This window comes from Desulfosalsimonas propionicica, assembly GCF_013761005.1.
Taxonomy (GTDB): Bacteria; Desulfobacterota; Desulfobacteria; order Desulfobacterales; family Desulfosalsimonadaceae; genus Desulfosalsimonas; species Desulfosalsimonas propionicica.
This window is the reverse complement of the sequence record NZ_JACDUS010000002.1, coordinates 261,222-281,753: the sequence shown is the minus strand read 5'-3', so window position 1 is coordinate 281,753 and position 20,532 is coordinate 261,222. Positions and strand designations below refer to the sequence as shown.

The window sequence follows — 20,532 nt, the reverse complement described above, 5'->3', positions numbered from 1 at the left end:
CCGGGAAACCAGATCATGATCTGATCTTTATCCGGGAAACCAGATCATGGCAGATCCGGTCAGTGTCCTTGTCATCGGTTGAAATTTCAATCCAGCATGCGTTTTTATACAGCGGTGTTCGCTGATCCAGGGTTTTGATCACCTCCTGAAACACCGGATCCGAGCCAAAGGCCGGGCGCCGGGAACCGGTTGCAGGATCGGCCTGCATACGTGAAACAATGGTTTCGGGCCGGGCTGTGAGCCAGACGGCAATGCCGGATTTTTGCATGGCAGAAACGTTTTGCTGCCGCAAAACCACGCCGCCGCCGGTGGCCACCACCAATCCGGTCTGCCAGGACAGATCGGCCAGGATTTGGGCTTCTGTGCTGCGAAACGCTTCCCAGCCGTTTTGGACCACAAAATCCGAAATGCTGGTTTTGTTCTGGTGTTCAAAAATTTCGTCCGCATCGGTAAATGCCATGTCCAGACAATCTGCCAGGCATCTGCCCACAGAAGTCTTGCCGGTGCACCGGTATCCGATCAGATAGATATTCACTATAAATACAGCCCTTCAAAAACCTCCCAGAAATCCGGAAAGGATTTTTTAACGCAGTCCGGGTCGGCTATGGTGATGCCGGGCACGGCCAGGCCGGCCACGGCAAAGCTCATGGCAATGCGGTGATCGTCATAGGTGGCAATTTGGGCCCCGCGAGCGGGCGGGCCGGTGATCACAAGGCCGTCGTCTGTGGCCCGGGCGGCCACCCCGATTTTTTCCAGTTCAGCCGCCACCGCAGCCAGCCGGTCGCTTTCCTTGGTCCGCAGGTGGGCAGCGTTGCAGATGGTGGTGGTGCCTCTGGCAAATGCGGCCACAACAGCCAGGGTGGGCACCATGTCGGGCATGTCGCCCATGTCCGCATCCACGGCCGTGAGCTCGCCGCCGGTGACCGTGATGCCCCTTGAATCCGTGAAAACACTGCATCCCATTTTTTCGAGAACATCAACAAACCGGATATCTCCCTGCCGGGTCTGACGGTCAATGCCCAAAACCCGGGCACGTCCGCCGGTTATGGCGGCTGCCGCCCAGAAATAGCCCGCCTGGGAGCAGTCGGGCTCAACCGTGTATGTGCCGGCCTCATAGGTTTGGCCGCCGGGCACGTGAAAACAGGCAAACCCCTGTCTTTCAAATTGGATGCCAAACCGGGCCATGATATCCAGGGTCATGTCCACGTAGGGTTTGGAAACCGGTCCATGGGTGACATGGATGTCCATGCCGTTTTGGGTGCACGGGGCCATGAGCAGAAGGCCCGACAGGTACTGGCTGCTCCGGGAGCAGTCGATTTGCGTGCCGGCTGCCAAAATCCGGTCCCCGCCTTTGATTTCCACCGGCGGGCAGTTGTTTTCGTGAACACTCCGGGCCGAAGCACCGGTTTTTTCCAGGGCAGCCAGCAGTTCGCCAATGGGCCGCTCATGCATCCGCTCAGTTCCGGAAAGCCGATAAGGCCCCTGGCCAAGTGCGGCCACAGCCGTGAGCAGGCGCATGGAAGTGCCGGAATTGCCTAAATAAATGGATTTCGGGCCTGGATCAAACCGCCCTGCCTGGCCGTGGATGACAATATAATCATCCTGATGCTCAATTTTTATGCCCAGTTGTGCAATTGCAGTTAAAGTATAACTTGTGTCCTGGCTGTTTAAATAATTGTAAATAAAGGATTTGCCGTTTGACAGCGCAGCAGCTATGGCCGTGCGGTGGCTATAGCTTTTGGAGCCGGGCACGGTTATATCCGCATCGATTTTGTCAGCACATTTTACAGGGCGCATATTGTCGGATTCTTTCAAGGTAAACATTAAATCCATAAACGGGTCAATTGTCAATAGGGTTTAAGGCGTCGTAAACCGCCTGGCGCATTTGGTCAACTGGCGGCTCAAGGCCGGTCCACAGGGCAAACTGGGCCGCGCCCTGGTAAACAAACATCCCCACTCCGTTGATGACCGTGCAGCCGCAATCCCGGGCCTGTTTAAGCAGCAGGGTTTCAAGGGGGTTGTAGACAATGTCCATGACCACCAGACCCGGGCGCAAAACAGATTCGGATACGGCCATGGCCTGTGCTTGCGGATGCATGCCCACGGGCGTGGTGTTGACCAGAATGTCAAACCGGCTGTTTTCCAGATCCCCCATTGGCACAAATTCAGCCCCCAGGTCCCGGGCCATGTGCCGGGCTTTTTTTTCCGTGCGGTTGGCGAAAATCACCCGGGTATCACCCTGGCTGCAAAGCCCGTGGCCCACTGCCCTGGCCGCGCCCCCGGCGCCGAGCACGACAACGGTTTTGCCTCTTATTTCGGTGTGATCCAGCAGCGCCTGCACCGCACCGTAACCGTCGGTGTTATGCCCGATGAGCCGGCCGCTGTTGTTTACAATGGTATTGACCGCACCGATTTCCCTGGCCTGATCATGGATTTCATCCAGATAAGCCATGACAGCCACCTTGTGGGGAATGGTAACGCTCACACCCCGTATGCCCAAAGCCCGGATTCCGGCTGCTGCACCTGCCACATCCATAACATCAAAGGCCGCATATACCCCTGGATGCCCGGTTTCGGCAAAGGCCTGATTGTGCATGACCGGGCTTTTGCTGTGGGCCACCGGGTGGCCGATCACACCGTAGACTTCAGTGGCTGCGTCAATTGAAACCGGATGTCGGGATGCCTGGTTCATTATTTCTCCGTAATGGTTTCTTCGATTTTCATTCCAAAATGCCGGCCGGAATCCTCTGTTGCCGCAAGCACCCGGTCGCCTGCCTTTAACACGGCAACTGACACGGGACTGCCATCCGGATCCGTGAGCCGGATGGTTTCCGCGTTCTGGACGATGGTGGTGATCTCCCGGTCGCCGATTTTTGCTCTTACCAGCATCAGGGGCCGCTTTTCAATCTTGAGCCGCCCCACAACACCCACTGAAGTTTTTCCCTGGAAATCCACGATTACCACCTCATCGCCTGCAGCCAGCTCGGACAGATACCGGGTCTTTCCCCCGGGCACCCGGGTGTAGGCGTGTACCGGCCCGGCATTGACCCGAAACGGGCGCGGGGCCACGTACGGATTGGAGATGCTTTCGGCATGCACCAGAAACAGGGCCGAACTGCTGTTTCCCACCAGCATGCCCTGGCCCGGGGCCATTTCCGTGCAGGTGTCCACACAGACCCGGTCGCCCATTCCCACGGGCCGCAGTTCCGTAATTTCTGCAGTTTCCAGGCCGATTGTTTCGGTTTGGCCGGTAAGCACGGAAAGGGCCTTTTTGAGATCAGCGGCGTCTGCGGGCACATACAAAATGTGATCCACGCCTTTTTCAAGAATGGCAAATGCGGTTTGGGCCTCGGTGAGGCTCTGCACCTCCGCAATCACCTTTGCCCCCCGGGCAATAAGGTTTTCCAGGGGAATCACGGTCCAGTCCGTACAGGTAAGAATCACCTGGCGGTCCCGGGCCAGCTGAGCGATCTCTTCTTCGTCTTCTCCGCTGCAGACCGTATAATACACCACATCCTTGCCGATCTGCAAATCCCCGTCTTCGGAAATGGTCAGAATCCGGCCCAGGGACCTGGCCTGATCTGCATATCCTTCAGGGATGATCACCCCGTCAGCGCCCCCTTCAAGCGCGGTGGTGACAAGGTCCTTGTCCCACGGATCCACTTTGACCCAGATGGTTTTTTTCATGGCTTGCACGCCCCCTTTAAAATGGTTTCTATGCCTTGCCCAGTACGGCCAGGGCCTCTTCCACGGTGCCGTCATGAAAGATGATGGTTGACATGGCCTGGATGAGCTTTGCAGGGGCTGCGTGCTGAAACACGTTTCTGCCGATGGACACTCCGGCGCCGCCGGCCTCCACAGAGCTTTTCACCATTTCCAGAATATCGCGGTCAGAATCCATTTTCGCGCCCCCGGCAATGATCACCGGCACGGTGGAACCGTCCACCACTTCACGAAAAGACTCGGTGGAGCCGGTGTAAGAGACCTTGACAATGTCTGCGCCCATTTCACACCCCACCCGGGCGGCATGTTTGACCACGGATACGTCGTATTCGTCCTGGATCTTCTCGCCCCGGGGGTAAACCATGGCCAGAAGCGGCAGGCCCCAGGTGCGGGCTTCTGCAGCCACCCGGCCGAAATCGTTTAGCATTTCCTTTTCCTGGTGATCGCCGATGTTGACATGGATGGACACGGCATCCGCGCCCAGTTTGATGGCCTCTTCCACGCTGCAGACCAGGGTCTTGGAATGAGGAAACGGAGACAGGCTCGTGGAGGCGGACAAATGAACGATCAGGCCGATGTCCGATCCCCCCCGGCGGTGGCCTGCGCCCACAAGCCCTTTGTGCTCTACAATGGCGTTGGCCCCGGCCTCGGCCACGGTGGCAACCGCGCCTTTGATGTCCTTGATCCCGTCAATGGGCCCCACTGACACCCCGTGGTCCATGGGCACGATAATAGTGCGGCCCGAATTTCTGTCCATGATGCGTTCCATGCGGATGTGCTTGCCGATAATGGTCATGACTGGGTCCTCCTGTAAAATGATGATAAGTTTTTGTCCGGTTGACAGATGCGCCGGAAAACAAAAAAGGCCGTGAAGGATTTTTTTCTCCACGGCCTTTTTAAACAAAAAAAGCCGCGGGCAGTTTCGGGTCTGCCCGCGGCTTTTAAACGATTTTTTGAATCAAACTCGCATCAGCGCGCTACCGGCAGACCCGTGGCGTAAAAATAAAAATAATAGCCGTAATAAAGCCAGGTGCTGCCAGTGTATGTGTCTGCCATGTGCATTGCTTTCTATAATTTGATGGCACCGTAAAAAGCTTTTTACGGCGCCATCTGGAAATTAACTTTTTATGAGCGCATCATAATTTCAATTCATAAAAAATTGTGCGCCTGCGGGAAAACAATCTTTCTGATTCAAATCCTTTTGTCAAGTCTTTTTTTACGACACCATTTATAATCAAACTTTTTACGTGTGTATCTTACTTAAAACTTAACACTTAAAACTTAAAACGGCCTGTATTTTACAGGCCCATCAAACCTTGTATTTGCCAAAATCTTCAGGAGACAAATTCTCAAGGTATTCGGCCCATTTCTGTCCCTGGTCGCTGTTGTCGGCCACTTCGTATTCGCCGTTTTTAACCTTGAGCTGCTGCACCACCACGTCATCCACGTAAATGTCGGCCTTTAAGCGCAGGGCCAGGGCAATGGCGTCGCTGGGCCGGGCATCCACCACAAATTCGCCATCTTTTGCGTTGCACATAATTTTGGCGTAAAAGGTGTTTTCCCGCAAATCACTGACTTCGATGCGGGGCACGCTGACACCGGCCTGCTCGATGAAGTTGCGGAACAAATCATGGGTCATGGGCCGGTCAAATTCGATGTTCTGCAGCACAGAAGCGATGGCTGCGGCCTCCATCAACCCGATCCAGATGGGTACGGAAAACTCTTCATCCTTTGAGTTCAATATCAGTATCGGCGCGTTGGAGGACGGGTCAACAGCCAGTCCTGCCACTGTCATTTCATGCAGCATGGGTTTTTCCTCCCTTGGTTATGGCACCCACCACCGGCGCCTCAGGTATTGTCATGGCACCTTTCAATGAATTGGCGCACGCCCTTTCAATGACGACATCAACCAGCCTTCCCACTAAATTTTCCGGGCTGCCGTGCCGCGGGTCAACGCTGAAATTCACAATCCGGTTTTCAGATGTGCGGCCTGACATTTCAATTTCATGGTCTGTGCCTTGTAAATCCATCTGCCGGCTTCGCTTGCTGAAACCCTCCACCAGCACCCTGGCGCTCTGCCCGGCAAGGCCCGCATAAATCCGGCGGGTGATCTGCGCCTGGCAGTCCAGCAGTTGGCGCAGGCGGTGATGCTTTTGCTCATCATCGATCTTGGGGGAAAACCGCCGGGCCGGGGCCAGGGACCGGTCTGAGTATTCAAATGCAAACAGGGTATCAAATTCAACTATTCTGAGAAGATCCAGGGTCATTTCAAAATCATCTGGTGTCTCGCCGGGAAAGCCAACGATAAAATCGCTTGTCACAGCGATATCCGGGCGCACCGAGCGGAGTTTTCCCAGCCGCTCCAGATACATTTCCCGGGTATATTTGCGGTTCATGCGTTTTAACACCGGGTTTGCCCCTGACTGTACAGGAAGATGAATATGGTTGCACAGCTTGTCAAGCCGGGAAAATGCCGTCACGAGTTCGTCAGACAGATCTTTGGGATGGGAGGTCACAAACCGGATGCGCTCCAGGCCGCTGATTTCGCTAACCCGGTCGAGCAGTTCGGCAAATGTGCACAACCCCTCTTTCTTACCGTAGGAATTGACATTCTGGCCCAGCAGGGTGATCTCCCGGGCGCCGGCATCCACGCAGTCGCCCACCTCGCTGATGATGTCTTCGGGCCGGCGGCTGGTTTCCCGGCCGCGCACGTAGGGCACCACGCAATAGGCGCAGAAATTGTCACACCCGCGCATGATGGTCACAAACCGGGATACGCCGGAATCCGGACGGGGCGGGGCAGGATTGACAGGCGCGGGTTCCGGGTTTTGGGGTATGCGGATTTCCGGCTCAGTACCTGTCTTGTCTGCGTTCTTATCCGGCATTTCAACATCCACAATCCGGCCGTGCCTCTGCTCCAGGGCGCGCACATGATCAGCCAGCCGGTGGATCACTCTTGTGCCCAGAATCAGATCAACACCATCAAATCTTTTGAAAATTTTTTCGCTCTGGTACTGGGCCACGCAACCGGCCACGGCAATGGCCATGTGCGGCCTTCTGCGCTTGATCCCGCAAAGCCGGCCCACCGAGCTCATGACCTTCTGCTCGGCCTTCTCCCGGATGGCGCAGGTGTTGACAATCACCAGATCCGCCTTCGAGGGCGAATCCACGGGCGCATATCCCATTTCCGCCAGGGTCTGTTCCATTTTTTCGGAATCATAGACATTCATCTGGCAGCCCAGGGTCTGGATCATTACGTGTTTGGGTTTTTGCCGGGCCATTGCTGCATTATTCCTGCGTTTGTGTTCCATTGATATCTTCCATCCGGCATTGCCGGGCCAGGTCCATGAGGATGCCGGCCACCATGTCCTCGCACCCCGGGGCGGTGTGCAGGGCCACGTGTCCGGATCTGCCGTTTATGGTTTCAAGCACGGCAATGCCTTCATAGGCTTCAAATATGAATTTGAGAAAACAGATATCCCGGCGCTCGACTTTCAAATGCCGGGTTGTGGTGCGGTATATGCCGGGATGCGCTGTCATTTGAGATCAATCATAGCACTTGCCTTTTTCACTTTGCAATATAAAACCGGGTGCGTTATACCGGCGGCATGGATAAGACATGGGTCATTGCACAACCCGACCAGCGCCTGGTGCGCCGGCTTTGCCGCCGGCTCGGATGCCACCCGGTGACCGCCGCGGTGCTGGTCAACCGGGAAATGGATTCGGACGAAAAAGCCGCGCGGTTTTTAAATCCCTCCCTTGCCGACATTGAATCTCTGTTTGCGTTAAAGGACCTGGACACGGCGGTTTTGCGCCTGGCCGGAGCTGTTTGCGAAAACCAGCGCATCCTGGTATTCGGCGACTATGACGTGGACGGCATTACCGCCACCACCATCATGGTGGATTTTCTGCGCCGGGCGGGCGCGGATGTGCATTTTCACATCCCCCACAGAATCGACGAAGGATACGGTTTAAAGCCCGAACACATCAACGATGTGGCCGCACCCCTGGGTGCGGAGCTGATCGTGACCGTGGACTGCGGCTCTTCAGGCCGGCCGGCCGTGGCCCGGGCCGCTCAGTCCGGCATTGATGTTATTGTCACAGACCATCACGACATTGCCGACATCCCGCCGGCATGTGCGGTGGTCAACCCCAAAAGAGGCGACTGTGATGCCGGCCTGGAGCACCTGGCCGGGGTGGGCGTGGCCTTTGCCCTGCTTCTGGGCCTTCGCAAGCTTTTGCGGGAAAAGGGGTTTTTCAAAACAATCCCTGAGCCGAATTTAAAGGAAATCTGTGACCTGGTGGCCCTTGGCACCATTGCCGACATCGTGCCCCTGATCCATGAAAACCGGATTATTACAAAAATCGGCATGCAAAGCATCAACAACAGTCCGCGCCCCGGCATCCGGGCGCTTGTGGAGGTCTGCGGCATCACCAAGCCCGCCCTGGAAGCCGAGGACCTGGCTTTTCGCCTGGGCCCGCGCTTAAATGCCGCCGGCCGCATGGAACATGCCCGCATTGCCGTGGAACTACTGACAACAGATGATGAAGAAAAGGCCGGCTCTCTTGCCCGACACGTCCATAACCTAAACACTGAGCGCCAGAATGTCGAGGCCCGGATTCTGCGCCGCATTGAACTCTATCTGGAACAATCGCCGCAACTGCTTGACCAAAAAGCCCTGGTTCTGGCTGATGCGGACTGGCATCCCGGCGTGCTCGGCATTGTGGCCTCACGTCTGGCAGACAAGTACTGCCGGCCGGTTGTGTTGTTTGCCGCAGGTACGGACATGTTGAAAGGATCGGCCAGAAGCCGGCCCGGCATTGACTTATACGAGCATCTGTCTGCGTGTTCCGGCTATCTTGAAAACTTTGGCGGCCATGCCATGGCAGCCGGTCTTTCGGCCCGGCCCGGGCAGTTTCAGGATTTCTGCACCCAATTTGCCGGCCGGATACGGGACTGCTGCCCGGAATCGGCATTTTCCGCCCAACTGCCGGTGGACTGCGAGATATCTTTTGATGCCCTTACTGAAACCCTTGCAGACGAGCTCGCCGGCCTGGAGCCTTTCGGGGAACAGAACCCGGAGCCATTGTTTGCCACAAAAGACGTGGAAGTGGTTTTCTCAAAGATCATTGGCGGCCGGCACCTGCGATTGATGCTGCGCCAGCCCGAATCCAGAGCAAAAAAGACATTTCCTGCAGTGTGGTTTAATATTGACCCGCAACAGTCCATGCCCCGGCATTTGAATTGGATCGCCTTCCGACTTCGCTGGAATTATTACAACGGCAAAAAAGATCTGCAGCTGATCATCGAGGAAACCGCTGAAACTCCGCAAATCGTCAACTCCTGAGTTTTTTCTTGAAATCCAACGGGTATGGCTTTATGATGCAAATCTATTATTTTTTCAAAACCTCATAAAAAAGGGAATCGGTTATGTCCAAACGATTTCGACCGGAGAACAGCGGGGAGTCGCGCCTGATTTCCCGCATTGAGACATCCAAGGAATACGAGCGGCGCCGGGCCATCCACGCCGTGGGAGAAGTGGTCGGGGCCCTTGCCAATGCCATTTCCGCAAAGCTTCTGGAAAACCGCCTGGTGGAGACCAACAACGCCCATGCGGTGCGCGAGCAGCTGGAATACTGCCTGGAAAGGCTTTCGCGCGCAGATGATTTTGACATTGACTTCCAGATCGCCCCCATGCGCAACCTGGTGGCCAACCCCCATGTGGTGACCCTCTACGTCACGGCCTTTGTGATCGAGCAGCTCATCAAGCACCCGGATATCATCGACATTTACGGCTCTGATGAAGAGATCTATGCCTGCATCCACCGCCCGGTGATCCGCCACCTCATGACCTGATGCCGCCGCTGTTCAATCCCCGCCTGGTAAATGACCCGGCCGGAGATCCCGGCCTGTTTGTTCCGTTTTTTTATGAAAAACGGGCCCTGCTGATAGACACCGGTGACCTTTCCGCCCTGTCAGCCAGAGATATCCTGAAAATCACCCACGTGTTTATCACCCATACCCACATGGATCATTTTATCGGCTTTGACCGGATTCTACGCATCTGCCTGGGCAGAAACAAGGTATTGCACACCTTTGGCCCGGAAGGATTTATCGAAAAAATGGCGGCACGGCTTTCCGCCTACACCTGGAACCTGGTGGAAAACTATCAAAACCCGCTTCGGATCACCGCAACCGAGATCCGCAAAAATGAACTGGTCAGCTGCATCTTTGACTGCAGCAGCCGGTTTGTCCCGCAGGATTATGCCACCCGGCACCTTCAATCCCGGACAATTCACGCTGAACCGGCTTTTTCCGTAGATGCGGCCATTTTGGATCATGATATTGCGTGCATGGGATATGCGATAAAGGAGCGATTCAGCGTTAACATCCGCAGGGAAATACTTCAGGAAATGGGATTTGCGCCCGGCCCCTGGCTTTATGCGTTCAAGCAGGCGTTGTATGCCGAATCCGACCCGGAGAGCCTGTTTGAAATCCCCCGGCAATACGCGCCAAAAAACGCACAAACCCGATTTTCTATAGGGGAGCTGACAGACCGGCTGGCCGTTGTCACAAAAGGACACAAAATCGCCTATATCACCGATGCGGCAGGCCATGAACAAAACACGGAAAAAATAATTTCTCTGGCCATGGATGCGGATCACTTGTTTATTGAAGCGGCCTTCCTGGATGAAGACCGCAACCTTGCCCGGCGCAAAAAACATCTCACCGCGGCTGCGGCAGGCCGGATTGCCGCCCGGGCCGGGGCACGGCGGTTTACCCTGTTTCACTTCTCCCCCCGCTACTCAGAAAACCGGGACCGGGTCGAGCAGGAGGCCAGAAAGGCCTGGAAAACGGCCGGAACCGGAGAGCCTTTCAATCGGTTTCCATCTCGTTGAACTCCCCCTGGTGCATGATCATCAGCGCCAGCCGGTGAATGGCCTTTCGTTTTTCTTCAGCCGTGCGGCCCGGGTAATTTCTGTAGGTCAGCACCACGCCGGCCAGGGACGCAAAAAAAGCCTGGGCATTTAAGCGAAACTGCTCCGAGCCGTCCGTCTGCTCCACCACCTTGGAAAACATCTTGAGAAAGTAACGCTGGACACTGTTGAACTTTTTCAGCGCCTGGGGGTTTAACTCCCCGCGGATCATGAAATGGACCATCATTTGAAAAGTGGCCTCGTTTTCAACCAGATAATCCACCACGGCAATGGCCAGTTCCTCCATGTTGCCGCCGTTATCCACCCGATCCCTGAGCCTTTTTTCAATATTGTTGATATCCCGGATCAGGGCTTCCACGAACAGATCATCCCGGCTCGGGAAATAACGGTATATGGAGGCTGCCGAAACCCCGGCCTTTAATGCGATATCGCGCATGCCGATTTCATGAAAGGACTTTTCCTCAAACAACTCCATTGCCGCTTCAATAATCAGACGCTTGCGGACTTCCCTCTCATCCTCTCGTAATTGTTCAAATGTTGATTTCTCGGGCATTTTTAACTTCCTTGGAATCTATCAGATAACTGGTTTGAACAAAAAATCCTGTTTTTCAAATTATCATAGTTTGTTTATCTAAACAACGTTTTTTGCATTTCTTTTTATTGGTTGGAAATTGATCCGGCTGTTTTTCTTGAACCGGGTGCCGAAAATATGGATCTACAGACATTTCAGCCCCTGCGATAACCGGCTAAAAAATAGCCGGCAAAAACCATAAGCAAACAACTATATCACAAACTTAAAAATTTGCAACAGGAAGTTGGCGGAAAAAGAATGGGTTTTTACCAGTTTACCGGAAGGCGAACCCGGTTGCCGGCCTTGTTTTCAAACAAGAGATAGCCATTTTTACAGCCGAACAAAAACAGGTCCCGGGTGATTTCCACATCTTTTTTGCAGTATGCAATGATCTCATCTACCCGGCCCTGTTTCCACCAGGCAAGGGCCTGCAGCCCGTCTCCGTTTTTCTGCGCCCCCAGGCTGACCCGCGCCAGGTGATCCAGAGACAGGCGGTAGCCCAGTCGGGTGTGGACGTCTTCAAGAATGTCAAGGGTGGGGATTTGCTGCCAGGAGAAGGTCACATATCCGGAGAGCACAAGGTAGTCAAAACGCTTGATGTTAAAGCCCACCACCAGGTCCAGGCCGGTGATATGGTCCATAAGTGCCGCGATTTCATGGTCCCGGTAAACCGCAAAATCGTGTTTTTGCGCGTCATAGAGCACCGCGCAGCTTACACCCATTTTACCGGCCCGGGACCACCCGCCGACTTCTTCAGCGCTTTTCTGGGTTTCAATATCCAAAACCCCGTAGCGCCGGATGTTGGCGTAAACCGATTGCGGGGTCCCGGACCGACCGGAATCCGTGGTTATGGCAGGGCCTGGAACATCCTGATCTCCGCCGTGATCGGCATTTCTCATTGACGTTTTCTCCATGAGCCTTTCAATGATAAATTGCGCCGCATCCTTGTCAATGGGTCGGTTTCCGGAGCCGCACTTTGGCGAATGCACGCATGCCGGACACCCGGATTCACATTCACAGTCTGAAATGGCTTTTAATGTTTGTGCCATTAAATCCCCGGCACGGGCCCAGGCGCTTTTGCACAGGCCGATGCCGCCGGGAAAGGCATCATAGACAAACACGGCCGCACTCTGCACCTGAGGGTGAAACGGGGTGGAAATACCGGCCAGATCGTCGCGGTCACACAGCACCAGAAGCGGACAGATGCCGATGGCCGCATGTTCCAGTGCGTGGATGCCGCCCATGAAATGCATTTCCGCGCTTTCTGTTTCTTCCTGGATTTTCGCCGGGATGGCAATCCACAGCCCCTCGGTTTCAAATACCTGGGGTGGAAGATCCAGGGCCATGATATTGATCCGCTTCTGGTCGCGGATCTGCCGGCGCTCATAGCCTGTGACCTGGTCTGTGACCCGCAGCCGGCCAAACCCCACCCAGGTGGAACCCAGTGATTTGCGGCTGTATTCCTCCAAAATTTCGGTCTGCTTGCTTGCCTGCACCCGGGTGTAGTAGTTGGGGTTGGCCCGGGACACCGTGACCGTCTTGGTCTCCGGATCCAGGCGGTCCACCCGGAAGCTGGTTCCCATGTGCAGGTATACGGCCCCTGGATGGGTTTCCCGGAAGGCCCGGAAGCCGTCCACCTCGCCCATGTTTTCCCCGGTTTTCCCGTCAATGATGTTATACCGGCTGCCTGATCCCCGCAGGTCAATATGACGGTGGGGCTGCTTGCGGGAGGCATAATACAGCCCTCCGGCCTCGGAGCGCAGCAGATGCCCCCTTTGCACCAGCCGGGCAAGGCTGTCTTTCACCCGGCTCTCGGGAAACACAGGGTCGTCTGCAGCCAGGGGCTTTTCAGCGGCCGCGCACACCAGGTGCTTTTCCAGCAGGTCGGCGTTGTCCGGGTTGACCATGGCCGACTCCGGGGCCATGTTGACCACGTCTGCGGCATGGCGCATAATGTACTGATCCAGGGCATCTTCGCCGGCGATCATGACAATGGCCGCATCCCGGCCGGATCTGCCCACCCGGCCCCCGCGCTGGCGCGTGGCCATGACGGTTCCGGGATAGCCCACAAGAATGCACAAGTCCAGATCCCCGATATCAATTCCCAGTTCCAGGGCGCTGGTGGAAATCACGGCCAGCAGCTCGCCGGTGACCAGTTTCTGCTCGATTTCCCGGCGCTCCTCAGGCAGAAACCCGGCCCTGTAGGCGCTGATCCGGCCGGAATAGGCCCCTTTTTGGCTTCCGGCCCACAGAGAAATCAGTTCTGTCATTTTTCTGGACTGGCAGTAGACAATGGTGCGAAGCTGCCGGTGCAGGGCGGCCTTGAGCAGCAAAATGGCGGTTCTCGCCGGGCTGTCCACAGGATTGATAAACACCAGGTGCCGTTTTCCCTCTGGCGCCCCGGCCTGTTCCACGGACCTGACATTCAGACCGGTTAAAGCCGAAGCCAGATCCCCGGGATTGCCGATGGTGGCCGAGCTGAACACGAACACGGGATCAGCCCCATATTCCGTGCAGATCCGGCGAAACCGGCGCAGCACCTGGGCCATGTGCGAGCCCAGAATCCCGCGGTAGGTGTGGACCTCGTCAATAACCACAAACTGCAATCCGGAAAGAAACCCGGCCCATTTCTCGTGATGGGCCAGAAATGTCAAATGCAGCATCTCCGGGTTGGTCATGATCACGTTGGGAGGATTTTCCCGGATTTTCTTGCGCCGCCAGGCCGTGGTGTCCCCATCATAAATGGCCGCAGTGGGCGAAAAACCGGCAAAACCCCCGCTCATCTCCACAAACGTGCGCAACTGGTCCTGAGCCAGGGCCTTTAACGGAAACAAGTACAGGGCCCGGGTATCTTTGTCCTGCAGGATGCGCTCGATGACCGGCAGGTTGTAGATCAGGGTCTTGCCGCTGGCCGTGGGCGTTGCCACCACAACGTGGCCGCGGTTGCGGATCATTGAAATGGCCTCGTATTGATGACTGTAAAGGGCGTCTAGGCCGATTTGCGCCAGAAGATCGGAAAGATCAGATTCTTTGCCGGAATCGGCGAATCTGGCTTTTTGTTGCGCCAGACGGGTATGATAGACTACCTGGCTGCCCAGGCGCGCAGAAGTTTTCAGCGCCTCCACGTATTCATGGATGCCGCCGGATTGTCTATGATCTGGCATTGGACAAATGGTCGCCGGTCATTGGACTTGTTTTTTCAGACGATTCAGACACAGGGGCGAAAACCGAAAATATCAGGAATTCAAGCACGGCGCGGGGTGAGGTTCCCGTGCTTTTCATGGCCAGATCCGCCCGGGCAATGGCGGCAAGGGCCTGGCTTAACCCATGGCCGGTAAACCGGTCTGCCTGGATAAACACCTGGTAAACCGGATACGCATTTTTGGGATTTTTTGCAATGACCATATCCGTTCCAGGCTTGTCCTTTCCGGATTCCGGGGCAATTTCAAGATCCTGCCAGGCCTGGACAGCATAGGCGGCCACCGCCTTGTCATGCTCTGTCACCTGGGGCAGGACCCGGGCCTTGAACTGATCAAAAGATATGGACGGTTTCCACTGGCTGCCGCCGGGGGTGTCTTCCACAAAGCTTTTGACCGCCAGTATCCGGCGCACCTGGTTGGCGGCCGCGGCAAGAAGCTGCATGGGGTGATAGCCGGAAGCCAGCAGGGAATCCAGATAATACAGGGCCAGATCCGGCCGGCGTTCAGCCAGTGCCCCGGTAAACAGGTATATGGGGTCCTCCCGGGTTTTTTCCAGAACCTCTGCCGCATCCGCGGCTGTTATCCTGGGCCGCTGCGCGGTATACAGGACCAGTTTTTCCAGGTTGTTGACAAAACTGCGGGGATCAAACCCTGTAAGATCAAAAATGTGCTCAAAAGCGGCCGGCTCAAGTTTTTTTTTCCGTGGCCCGAGGGTTTCGGCGGCCAGCTGCCGGAGAACCTGCCGCTGCTCATCCAGGTCCGCCTTGCGGCTGCCTGCTGCCACCGTGCAGTTAATGACCGTGCCGGCCGCGGCAACCGCCTTGTAAAGCCGCTTTCGTTTATCCGCCCTGAAAGTGACAATGATCAGGTGGTGATTCTTCGGAAAACCTCTTTCCACGGCCGCCTCGAAAATGGCGGCGTCGTTTGAAGCCTGGCCCCCCTGGCTTTTGGTTTCCGCGCCCTGGCCGGCGCCTGTGCCAAACAAAACCGGGCCTTCATATACCACCACGCGGGGACCCGAAAAAAAGGAAAACGTGCCAACGCTTTCAACCGCTTGACTGGCACCCTGCCCTTCTCCGGCATCAAATACCTCCAGGCTCACCTGGCGGGCCTGCTCATCGGGAATCAGCGCCTCGACTATGGATTGTCGGGCGCGCCGGCACAGGTAGGGCTCCCCGAATATCAGGTAAACCGGGGAAAACCCGTTTTTTTGGCAGGCCTCCAGGTGGCGGCCTGTTTGCCTGTGGCTGATTTCACTCATCGGCTCTCTTTATTTCCCTTGTTTTTGCAGCATCCAGATCATCAAAACAAGCGCTGCGGCCGCAGCAGATAATCCCATCACCTGGGACACCGAAAGCACGCCGGCCAGAAACGCACCCCGGTCATCGCCCCGGAAAATTTCGATAAATGATCGGATAATGCCGTAGAACAGAACATAGTACAAAAACAACTGGCCTTCAAAACGCCTTTTGGAGCGAAGCAGCAACAACAGGCCGAATATGGCCAGATTGGCCGCGACCGAATACAACTGGGTTGGATGTATTGGTGTGTTTAAGGGCGCCAGGGAGTGCGCATCGTGAAATGTCACCGCCCAGGGCAAATCACATTGGCTGCCGTGGCAGCATCCGGCAAAAAAGCAGCCCAGTCGGCCAAAGGCATGGCCCAGGGGCACGGCCATGGCCGCTATATCTGCGGTCAGCCAAAACGGCAGGCCGTGGGCGCGGATAAAAATCACGGCGGTCATCAAGGCCGCGACAAACCCGCCGTAAAACACCAGTCCGCCGCTCCAGATCTTAAACACTTCCAGGGGATTGGCAATAAAATAATCCCCGTTGATGGCCACGTAAAAAAGCCTGGAGCCCACAATTGCGGCAATGACCAAAAAAAAGCACAGATCCGTGATCCGGTCCGGATCAATACCCCAGCGCCGGGCCTGGGCCCGGGCAAACACGATTGCGGCCAGTGCACCTGCGGCAACGAAAAAACCGTAGGTGTAAACGGTCACAGGCCCGATTTCAAACAATACCGGAAACATATTTATCCTTAAAGAAAAACTTTGGCTTTTACATTATAACAATACGAAGTTTCAGTCTTTATTTAGAATGTTTTTTTAAAAAACACATGCCAGGCAAAAATGATCATCCCGACGGTTATGGCGCTGTCTGCCACATTAAAGGCCGGCCAGTGCCAGGTCCGGAAATAAACATCGAGAAAGTCAATGACCTGGCCGTATCTGAGCCTGTCAATGAGATTGCCTGCAGCCCCGGCCAGCACAAGGCTCAGGCCGGCTGCCAGCACCGGCTGCTCCGGCGGGGTTTGAACATAGAGATAAAGGATGAGGCCGAGGGCGGCCAGGGTGACCAGGATAAAAATCCCTGCCATCCACAGCCCGGCATTGTCTGAAAACAGCCCGAACGCACCTCCGGGGTTGCGGTAATGAACAATGTTGAAAAATCCGGGCACCACTGCAATACGTTCGTATAAGGGCACCAGGCTGACAACGGCGAATTTGGATGCCTGGTCGGCTGCAATCACAAAAGCGGTCAACGCAGCAAACAGCCCGTGCCTTTTTGATCCAAAACTCAAGATGTCTCCTGTGCAGCGGATTGGGCCAGGGACGCAGCGCATCTGCGGCAGATGCCAGGCTGATCTTCATCATGGCCCACGCTCGGGTCATGGACCCAGCAGCGCTGGCATTTTTCAGCATCAGAGGGCTGAACCCGGATCTTGATGCGCTCCATGGCGGTTTGCTCAAAATCGACATCCGCCTCTTCCAGGGAAACAAGATCCACTGCAGAGACAATAAAGAAGCCGCGCAGATCCTGTTTGTAGGATGCCAGCAGTTCATAAAGGGTTGAGGCCGCGGCAATGGTTAGATGCGCATCCAGTGAATGGCCGATGATTTTTTTCGCCCTGGCCGCCTCCATGACCCGGGTGGCCTCCCCGCGGATATCCAGCAGTTTCTCCCACCGGGCCGCCAGATCCGCGTCCGTGAAATCCGGGCGGATTTCCGGAAACACGGCCAGGTGCACACTGGACTGCTTGCCGTGCCAGTCCGGGGCATATGACCAGATCTCCTCTGCTGTAAAGGGCAGCACCGGCGCCATGATCCGCACAAGGGCCGAAAGTGTGTGAAACATCACCGTCTGTGCCGATCGCCGGGCCCGGGATTGGTCCGGGGACGTGTAAAGACGATCTTTTAAAATATCGAGATACACCGAGGACAGATCAATGGTGCAGTAATTGTACAGGGAGTGATAGACCACGTGATAATCATATCTTTCATAGGCTGCCGTGCATTTGCCCACCAGGTTTTGCAGGCGGTGGAGCATGTAGCGGTCCATGTCCGGCATCTGCCCGTAGCCGACCCGGTCTTTTTCCGGATCAAAATCATAGAGGTTGCCCAGCATGAACCGGCAGGTGTTGCGGATCCGGCGGTAGGCGTCACTTAGCTGCTTTAAAATATTGTCGGATATCCGGATGTCGTCCTTGTAATCCGAGGCCGCCACCCATAGCCGCAGGATTTCCGCCCCATATTTGTCAATCACCTTTTTGGGGGCAATCACGTTGCCAACAGACTTTGACATCTTTCTGCCCTCACCGTCGACCACAAACCCATGGGTGAGAACCGAGCGGTAGGGGGCTTTGTCCTTTAACCCCACTGCGGTGAGAAGAGAACTGTGAAACCATCCCCGGTGCTGGTCTGAGCCCTCCAGGTAAAGATCGGCGGGCCAGGTCAGATTGTCTCTGGCATCCAGGACCGCAGCATGGCTGACCCCGGAGTCAAACCACACATCTAAGATATTGGTTTCCTTGTCAAATGCTGTGTGCCCGCATTTTTCACAAGACGTGTTTTGCGGCAGAAAATAATCGGCATCCTTTTGAAACCAGATATCTGCCCCGTTTTCCAGAAATGCCGCATACACCCGGTCCACCACCTCCCGCCTGATCATGAGTTCGCCGCATTGGACGCAGTAAAACACGGCAATGGGCACCCCCCAGGAACGCTGGCGGGACACGCACCAATCCGGCCGGTTGGCGATCATGGAATAAATCCGCTCCCTGCCCCAGGCCGGAATCCATTTCACCGTGTCAATGGCTTCCAGGGCTTTTTGCCGCAGACCGGTGCGGTCCATGGAAATAAACCACTGGGGCGTGGCCCGGAAGATCACGGGTTTTTTACACCGCCAGCAGTGGGGATAGGAGTGGGTCATGTTTTGCCGGGCCAAAAGCATGCCATCGGCCCGGAGCCGTTCAATGATACCGGAATCGGCCTCAAACACGAACTGACCGGAAAACTCCGGAATCTCTTCGGTGATCCGGCCGCTGTCATCCACCGGGGAATAGGCATCCAGGCCGTAGGAAAGCCCCACCTCGTAGTCCTCCCGGCCGTGGCCCGGGGCCGTGTGTACGCACCCGGTGCCGGCTTCCAGGGTCACATGGCCGGCCAAAACGATCAGCGAGGTTTGGTCCAGAAACGGGTGCCGGCATTTGCGCTTTTCCAGGTCCGCTGGATTGATCTTTGCTATGGTCTGATAATCGGTGATCCCAAAGATCGGCATGCAGGTCTCCAACAGGTCCCGGGCCAGGATCAGAACCCCGTTATCGGGCGTTTCCACCGCACAATAGGCAAAATCCGGGTGCAGGGCCACGGCCAGATTGGCCGGCAGGGTCCAGGGCGTGGTGGTCCAGATCACCAGGGAGACGTCTTTTCCAGCCAGGGCCGGGTCAACCTGTGCGGGATCATCTGCTAAGGGAAACCGGACATAGATGGACGGCGAGGCCTCGTTGGCATACTCAATCTCGGCTTCAGCCAGGGCGGTTTTACATGACGAGCACCAGTAAATGGGCTTTTTGGAGCGAAACAGGCTGCCCTGGAGGGCAAATTCCCCGCACTGGCGGGCGATCTCGGCTTCATAGGCATAGCTCATCGTCAGATACGGGTCATCCCACTGTCCCATCACGCCCAGGCGTTTGAATTCGTTTCGTTGAATATCAATGTATTTTTCTGCATAATTGCGGCATTCCTGCCGGATTTCCACGGCAGACATGTTTTTTTTCTTGGGTCCAAGGGCCTTGTCCACGTTGTGCTCAATGGGCAGGCCATGGCAGTCCCAGCCGGGCACGTATTCGGCGTTGTAGCCGGTCATCTGCATGGAGCGCACAACAATGTCTTTTAAGATCTTATTTAAGGCCGTACCGATATGAATATTGCCGTTGGCATAAGGAGGCCCGTCGTGGAGAATAAAAGGCCTGCGTGTAGCCGAATCCTTGCGGATCATGTCATAGAGGTTTAACGCTTCCCATTTTTTGAGCTGTTCCGGTTCCCGGTTGGCCAGGTTGGCCTTCATGGGAAAACCGGTCTTGGGCAGGTTCAGTGTTTTTTTATAATCCATATCAGCCACCTTGTATTCTTGGGATCTGTTTGCATAGGCATTAACCGACTCAAAAGCTTTTAAATTTATGTCAAGGCCATGGAATATGTCAAGGACTTTGACACTGCGGCCGCGGGTGTTTTGCTTGACAGGATCAAAACCCGCAGCTTATACCGAAAAAGAAAAACATCGGCCGCCCTGGAAAACCAGGGCGGCGGAAACGGTAAAAGCCGGAAACCCAAACTGAGCGATTTAGAGACAATACCATGATTGCAGTACTTCAGCGGGTAAAACACGCATACGTCTCTGTCGACGGCACACAGATCAGCGCCATTGACGCGGGTCTGCTGGTGCTGCTGGGCGTGGCCGCCACTGATGAGCCCAAAGACATTGCCTATGTGGCCGACAAGGTCGTCAACCTGCGCATATTTGCAGACGAACAGGGCAAAATGAACAAATCCCTTTCAGACACAGGCGGTCAGATGCTGGTGGTCTCCCAGTTCACTTTGCTTGCCGACTGCCGCAAAGGGCGCAGGCCCTCGTTTGTCCATGCCGCAGATCCGCACAAGGCCGAATCCTTTTACCTGGAGTTTGTCCATCATGTGCGCCAAAAAGGCATTGACGTGCAGACCGGACAATTTCAGGCCATGATGGATGTCAGCCTGGTCAATGACGGCCCGGTAACCCTGACGGTGGAAAGCAAAACCGGATCATGAAACTCAAA

At 55.6% G+C, this 20,532-nt stretch carries 18 protein-coding genes; 4 read left to right on the top strand and 14 right to left on the bottom strand.

From position 1 onward, the window contains the following. Positions 1-13: 13 nt before the first annotated feature. From HNR65_RS04635 to HNR65_RS04600, 8 genes are all read right to left on the bottom strand, one after another. The gene (locus HNR65_RS04635; RefSeq protein WP_181550295.1) at positions 14-535 is read right to left on the bottom strand and encodes a shikimate kinase; all 522 of its coding nucleotides are present in this window, start codon (positions 533-535) and stop codon (positions 14-16) included. After that, complete coding sequence (gene aroA / locus HNR65_RS04630) at positions 535-1,797, bottom strand: 3-phosphoshikimate 1-carboxyvinyltransferase (RefSeq protein WP_181550294.1); 1,263 nt, start codon at positions 1,795-1,797, stop codon at positions 535-537. Before aroA ends, HNR65_RS04635 begins: the two co-directional genes overlap by 1 nt. A gap of 43 nt (positions 1,798-1,840) precedes the next feature. Beyond that, positions 1,841-2,692: a shikimate dehydrogenase gene (locus tag HNR65_RS04625; protein ID WP_181550293.1), complete on the bottom strand. Its 852-nt coding sequence runs from the start codon at positions 2,690-2,692 to the stop codon at positions 1,841-1,843. Further along, the gene (locus tag HNR65_RS04620; RefSeq protein ID WP_181550292.1) at positions 2,692-3,687 is read right to left on the bottom strand and encodes a 3-dehydroquinate synthase II; all 996 of its coding nucleotides are present in this window, start codon (positions 3,685-3,687) and stop codon (positions 2,692-2,694) included. Before HNR65_RS04620 ends, HNR65_RS04625 begins: the two co-directional genes overlap by 1 nt. 28 nt (positions 3,688-3,715) lie before the next feature. Beyond that, positions 3,716-4,519, bottom strand: a complete 804-nt coding sequence (locus HNR65_RS04615; RefSeq protein WP_181550291.1) for a 2-amino-3,7-dideoxy-D-threo-hept-6-ulosonate synthase — start codon at positions 4,517-4,519, stop codon at positions 3,716-3,718. A 513-nt stretch (positions 4,520-5,032) separates the two neighbouring features. After that, the gene (locus tag HNR65_RS04610; RefSeq protein ID WP_181550290.1) at positions 5,033-5,530 is read right to left on the bottom strand and encodes a bifunctional nuclease family protein; all 498 of its coding nucleotides are present in this window, start codon (positions 5,528-5,530) and stop codon (positions 5,033-5,035) included. Then, on the bottom strand, positions 5,520-7,034 hold the full coding sequence (miaB, locus tag HNR65_RS04605; RefSeq protein ID WP_232364654.1) for a tRNA (N6-isopentenyl adenosine(37)-C2)-methylthiotransferase MiaB: 1,515 nt from the start codon (positions 7,032-7,034) through the stop codon (positions 5,520-5,522). Before miaB ends, HNR65_RS04610 begins: the two co-directional genes overlap by 11 nt. Continuing rightward, positions 7,012-7,263: a DUF4911 domain-containing protein gene (locus HNR65_RS04600; protein ID WP_181550289.1), complete on the bottom strand. Its 252-nt coding sequence runs from the start codon at positions 7,261-7,263 to the stop codon at positions 7,012-7,014. Before HNR65_RS04600 ends, miaB begins: the two co-directional genes overlap by 23 nt. A gap of 68 nt (positions 7,264-7,331) precedes the next feature. On the opposite strand from HNR65_RS04600, the gene recJ reads away from it, so the two are divergent. From recJ to HNR65_RS04585, 3 genes are all read left to right on the top strand, one after another. Next, the gene (gene recJ, locus HNR65_RS04595) at positions 7,332-9,071 is read left to right on the top strand and encodes a single-stranded-DNA-specific exonuclease RecJ (protein ID WP_181550288.1); all 1,740 of its coding nucleotides are present in this window, start codon (positions 7,332-7,334) and stop codon (positions 9,069-9,071) included. An 83-nt stretch (positions 9,072-9,154) separates the two neighbouring features. Further along, the gene (locus HNR65_RS04590) at positions 9,155-9,580 is read left to right on the top strand and encodes a hypothetical protein (RefSeq protein WP_181550287.1); all 426 of its coding nucleotides are present in this window, start codon (positions 9,155-9,157) and stop codon (positions 9,578-9,580) included. Further along, positions 9,580-10,623: a ribonuclease Z gene (locus tag HNR65_RS04585; RefSeq protein WP_181550286.1), complete on the top strand. Its 1,044-nt coding sequence runs from the start codon at positions 9,580-9,582 to the stop codon at positions 10,621-10,623. The genes HNR65_RS04590 and HNR65_RS04585 overlap by 1 nt, the downstream gene beginning before the upstream one ends. Here HNR65_RS04585 and HNR65_RS04580 read toward each other — a convergent pair. From HNR65_RS04580 to ileS, 6 genes are all read right to left on the bottom strand, one after another. After that, positions 10,601-11,215, bottom strand: coding sequence for a TetR/AcrR family transcriptional regulator (locus tag HNR65_RS04580; RefSeq protein ID WP_181550285.1), 615 nt, complete (start codon positions 11,213-11,215; stop codon positions 10,601-10,603). The genes HNR65_RS04585 and HNR65_RS04580 overlap by 23 nt on opposite strands. A 284-nt stretch (positions 11,216-11,499) precedes the next feature. After that, positions 11,500-14,397, bottom strand: coding sequence for a DEAD/DEAH box helicase (locus HNR65_RS04575; protein WP_181550284.1), 2,898 nt, complete (start codon positions 14,395-14,397; stop codon positions 11,500-11,502). Next, positions 14,384-15,694, bottom strand: coding sequence for a DNA polymerase III subunit delta (gene holA, locus HNR65_RS04570; protein WP_181550283.1), 1,311 nt, complete (start codon positions 15,692-15,694; stop codon positions 14,384-14,386). The genes HNR65_RS04575 and holA overlap by 14 nt, the downstream gene beginning before the upstream one ends. Positions 15,695-15,703: 9 nt before the next feature. Further along, positions 15,704-16,468 carry a prolipoprotein diacylglyceryl transferase gene (gene lgt / locus HNR65_RS04565; protein WP_181550282.1) on the bottom strand — a complete coding sequence of 255 codons (765 nt, stop codon included), beginning with the start codon at positions 16,466-16,468 and terminating at the stop codon, positions 15,704-15,706. 62 nt (positions 16,469-16,530) lie between these two features. Further along, entirely contained in the window at positions 16,531-17,019 is a 489-nt protein-coding gene (gene lspA, locus HNR65_RS04560; protein WP_232364653.1) for a signal peptidase II, read from the bottom strand. After that, positions 17,016-19,829: an isoleucine--tRNA ligase gene (gene ileS, locus HNR65_RS04555; protein WP_181550280.1), complete on the bottom strand. Its 2,814-nt coding sequence runs from the start codon at positions 19,827-19,829 to the stop codon at positions 17,016-17,018. Before ileS ends, lspA begins: the two co-directional genes overlap by 4 nt. A 245-nt stretch (positions 19,830-20,074) precedes the next feature. Between ileS and dtd the strand changes: the two genes are divergently transcribed. Beyond that, positions 20,075-20,524 carry a D-aminoacyl-tRNA deacylase gene (gene dtd / locus HNR65_RS04550; protein WP_181550279.1) on the top strand — a complete coding sequence of 150 codons (450 nt, stop codon included), beginning with the start codon at positions 20,075-20,077 and terminating at the stop codon, positions 20,522-20,524. The last annotated feature ends 8 nt before the right edge of the window (positions 20,525-20,532 follow it).

Coding starts and splice junctions, on each gene's coding strand:
- HNR65_RS04590 (WP_181550287.1), top strand. CDS start 9,155: ATGTCCAAACGATTTCGACCGGAGAACAGCGGGGAGTCGCGCCTGATT.
- HNR65_RS04580 (WP_181550285.1), bottom strand. CDS start 11,215: ATGCCCGAGAAATCAACATTTGAACAATTACGAGAGGATGAGAGGGAA.
- HNR65_RS04575 (WP_181550284.1), bottom strand. CDS start 14,397: ATGCCAGATCATAGACAATCCGGCGGCATCCATGAATACGTGGAGGCG.
- HNR65_RS04625 (WP_181550293.1), bottom strand. CDS start 2,692: ATGAACCAGGCATCCCGACATCCGGTTTCAATTGACGCAGCCACTGAA.
- lgt (WP_181550282.1), bottom strand. CDS start 16,468: ATGTTTCCGGTATTGTTTGAAATCGGGCCTGTGACCGTTTACACCTAC.
- HNR65_RS04600 (WP_181550289.1), bottom strand. CDS start 7,263: ATGACAGCGCATCCCGGCATATACCGCACCACAACCCGGCATTTGAAA.
- HNR65_RS04610 (WP_181550290.1), bottom strand. CDS start 5,530: ATGCTGCATGAAATGACAGTGGCAGGACTGGCTGTTGACCCGTCCTCC.
- dtd (WP_181550279.1), top strand. CDS start 20,075: ATGATTGCAGTACTTCAGCGGGTAAAACACGCATACGTCTCTGTCGAC.
- HNR65_RS04585 (WP_181550286.1), top strand. CDS start 9,580: ATGCCGCCGCTGTTCAATCCCCGCCTGGTAAATGACCCGGCCGGAGAT.
- aroA (WP_181550294.1), bottom strand. CDS start 1,797: ATGCGCCCTGTAAAATGTGCTGACAAAATCGATGCGGATATAACCGTG.
- holA (WP_181550283.1), bottom strand. CDS start 15,694: ATGAGTGAAATCAGCCACAGGCAAACAGGCCGCCACCTGGAGGCCTGC.
- ileS (WP_181550280.1), bottom strand. CDS start 19,829: ATGGATTATAAAAAAACACTGAACCTGCCCAAGACCGGTTTTCCCATG.
- recJ (WP_181550288.1), top strand. CDS start 7,332: ATGGATAAGACATGGGTCATTGCACAACCCGACCAGCGCCTGGTGCGC.
- miaB (WP_232364654.1), bottom strand. CDS start 7,034: ATGGAACACAAACGCAGGAATAATGCAGCAATGGCCCGGCAAAAACCC.
- HNR65_RS04620 (WP_181550292.1), bottom strand. CDS start 3,687: ATGAAAAAAACCATCTGGGTCAAAGTGGATCCGTGGGACAAGGACCTT.
- HNR65_RS04615 (WP_181550291.1), bottom strand. CDS start 4,519: ATGACCATTATCGGCAAGCACATCCGCATGGAACGCATCATGGACAGA.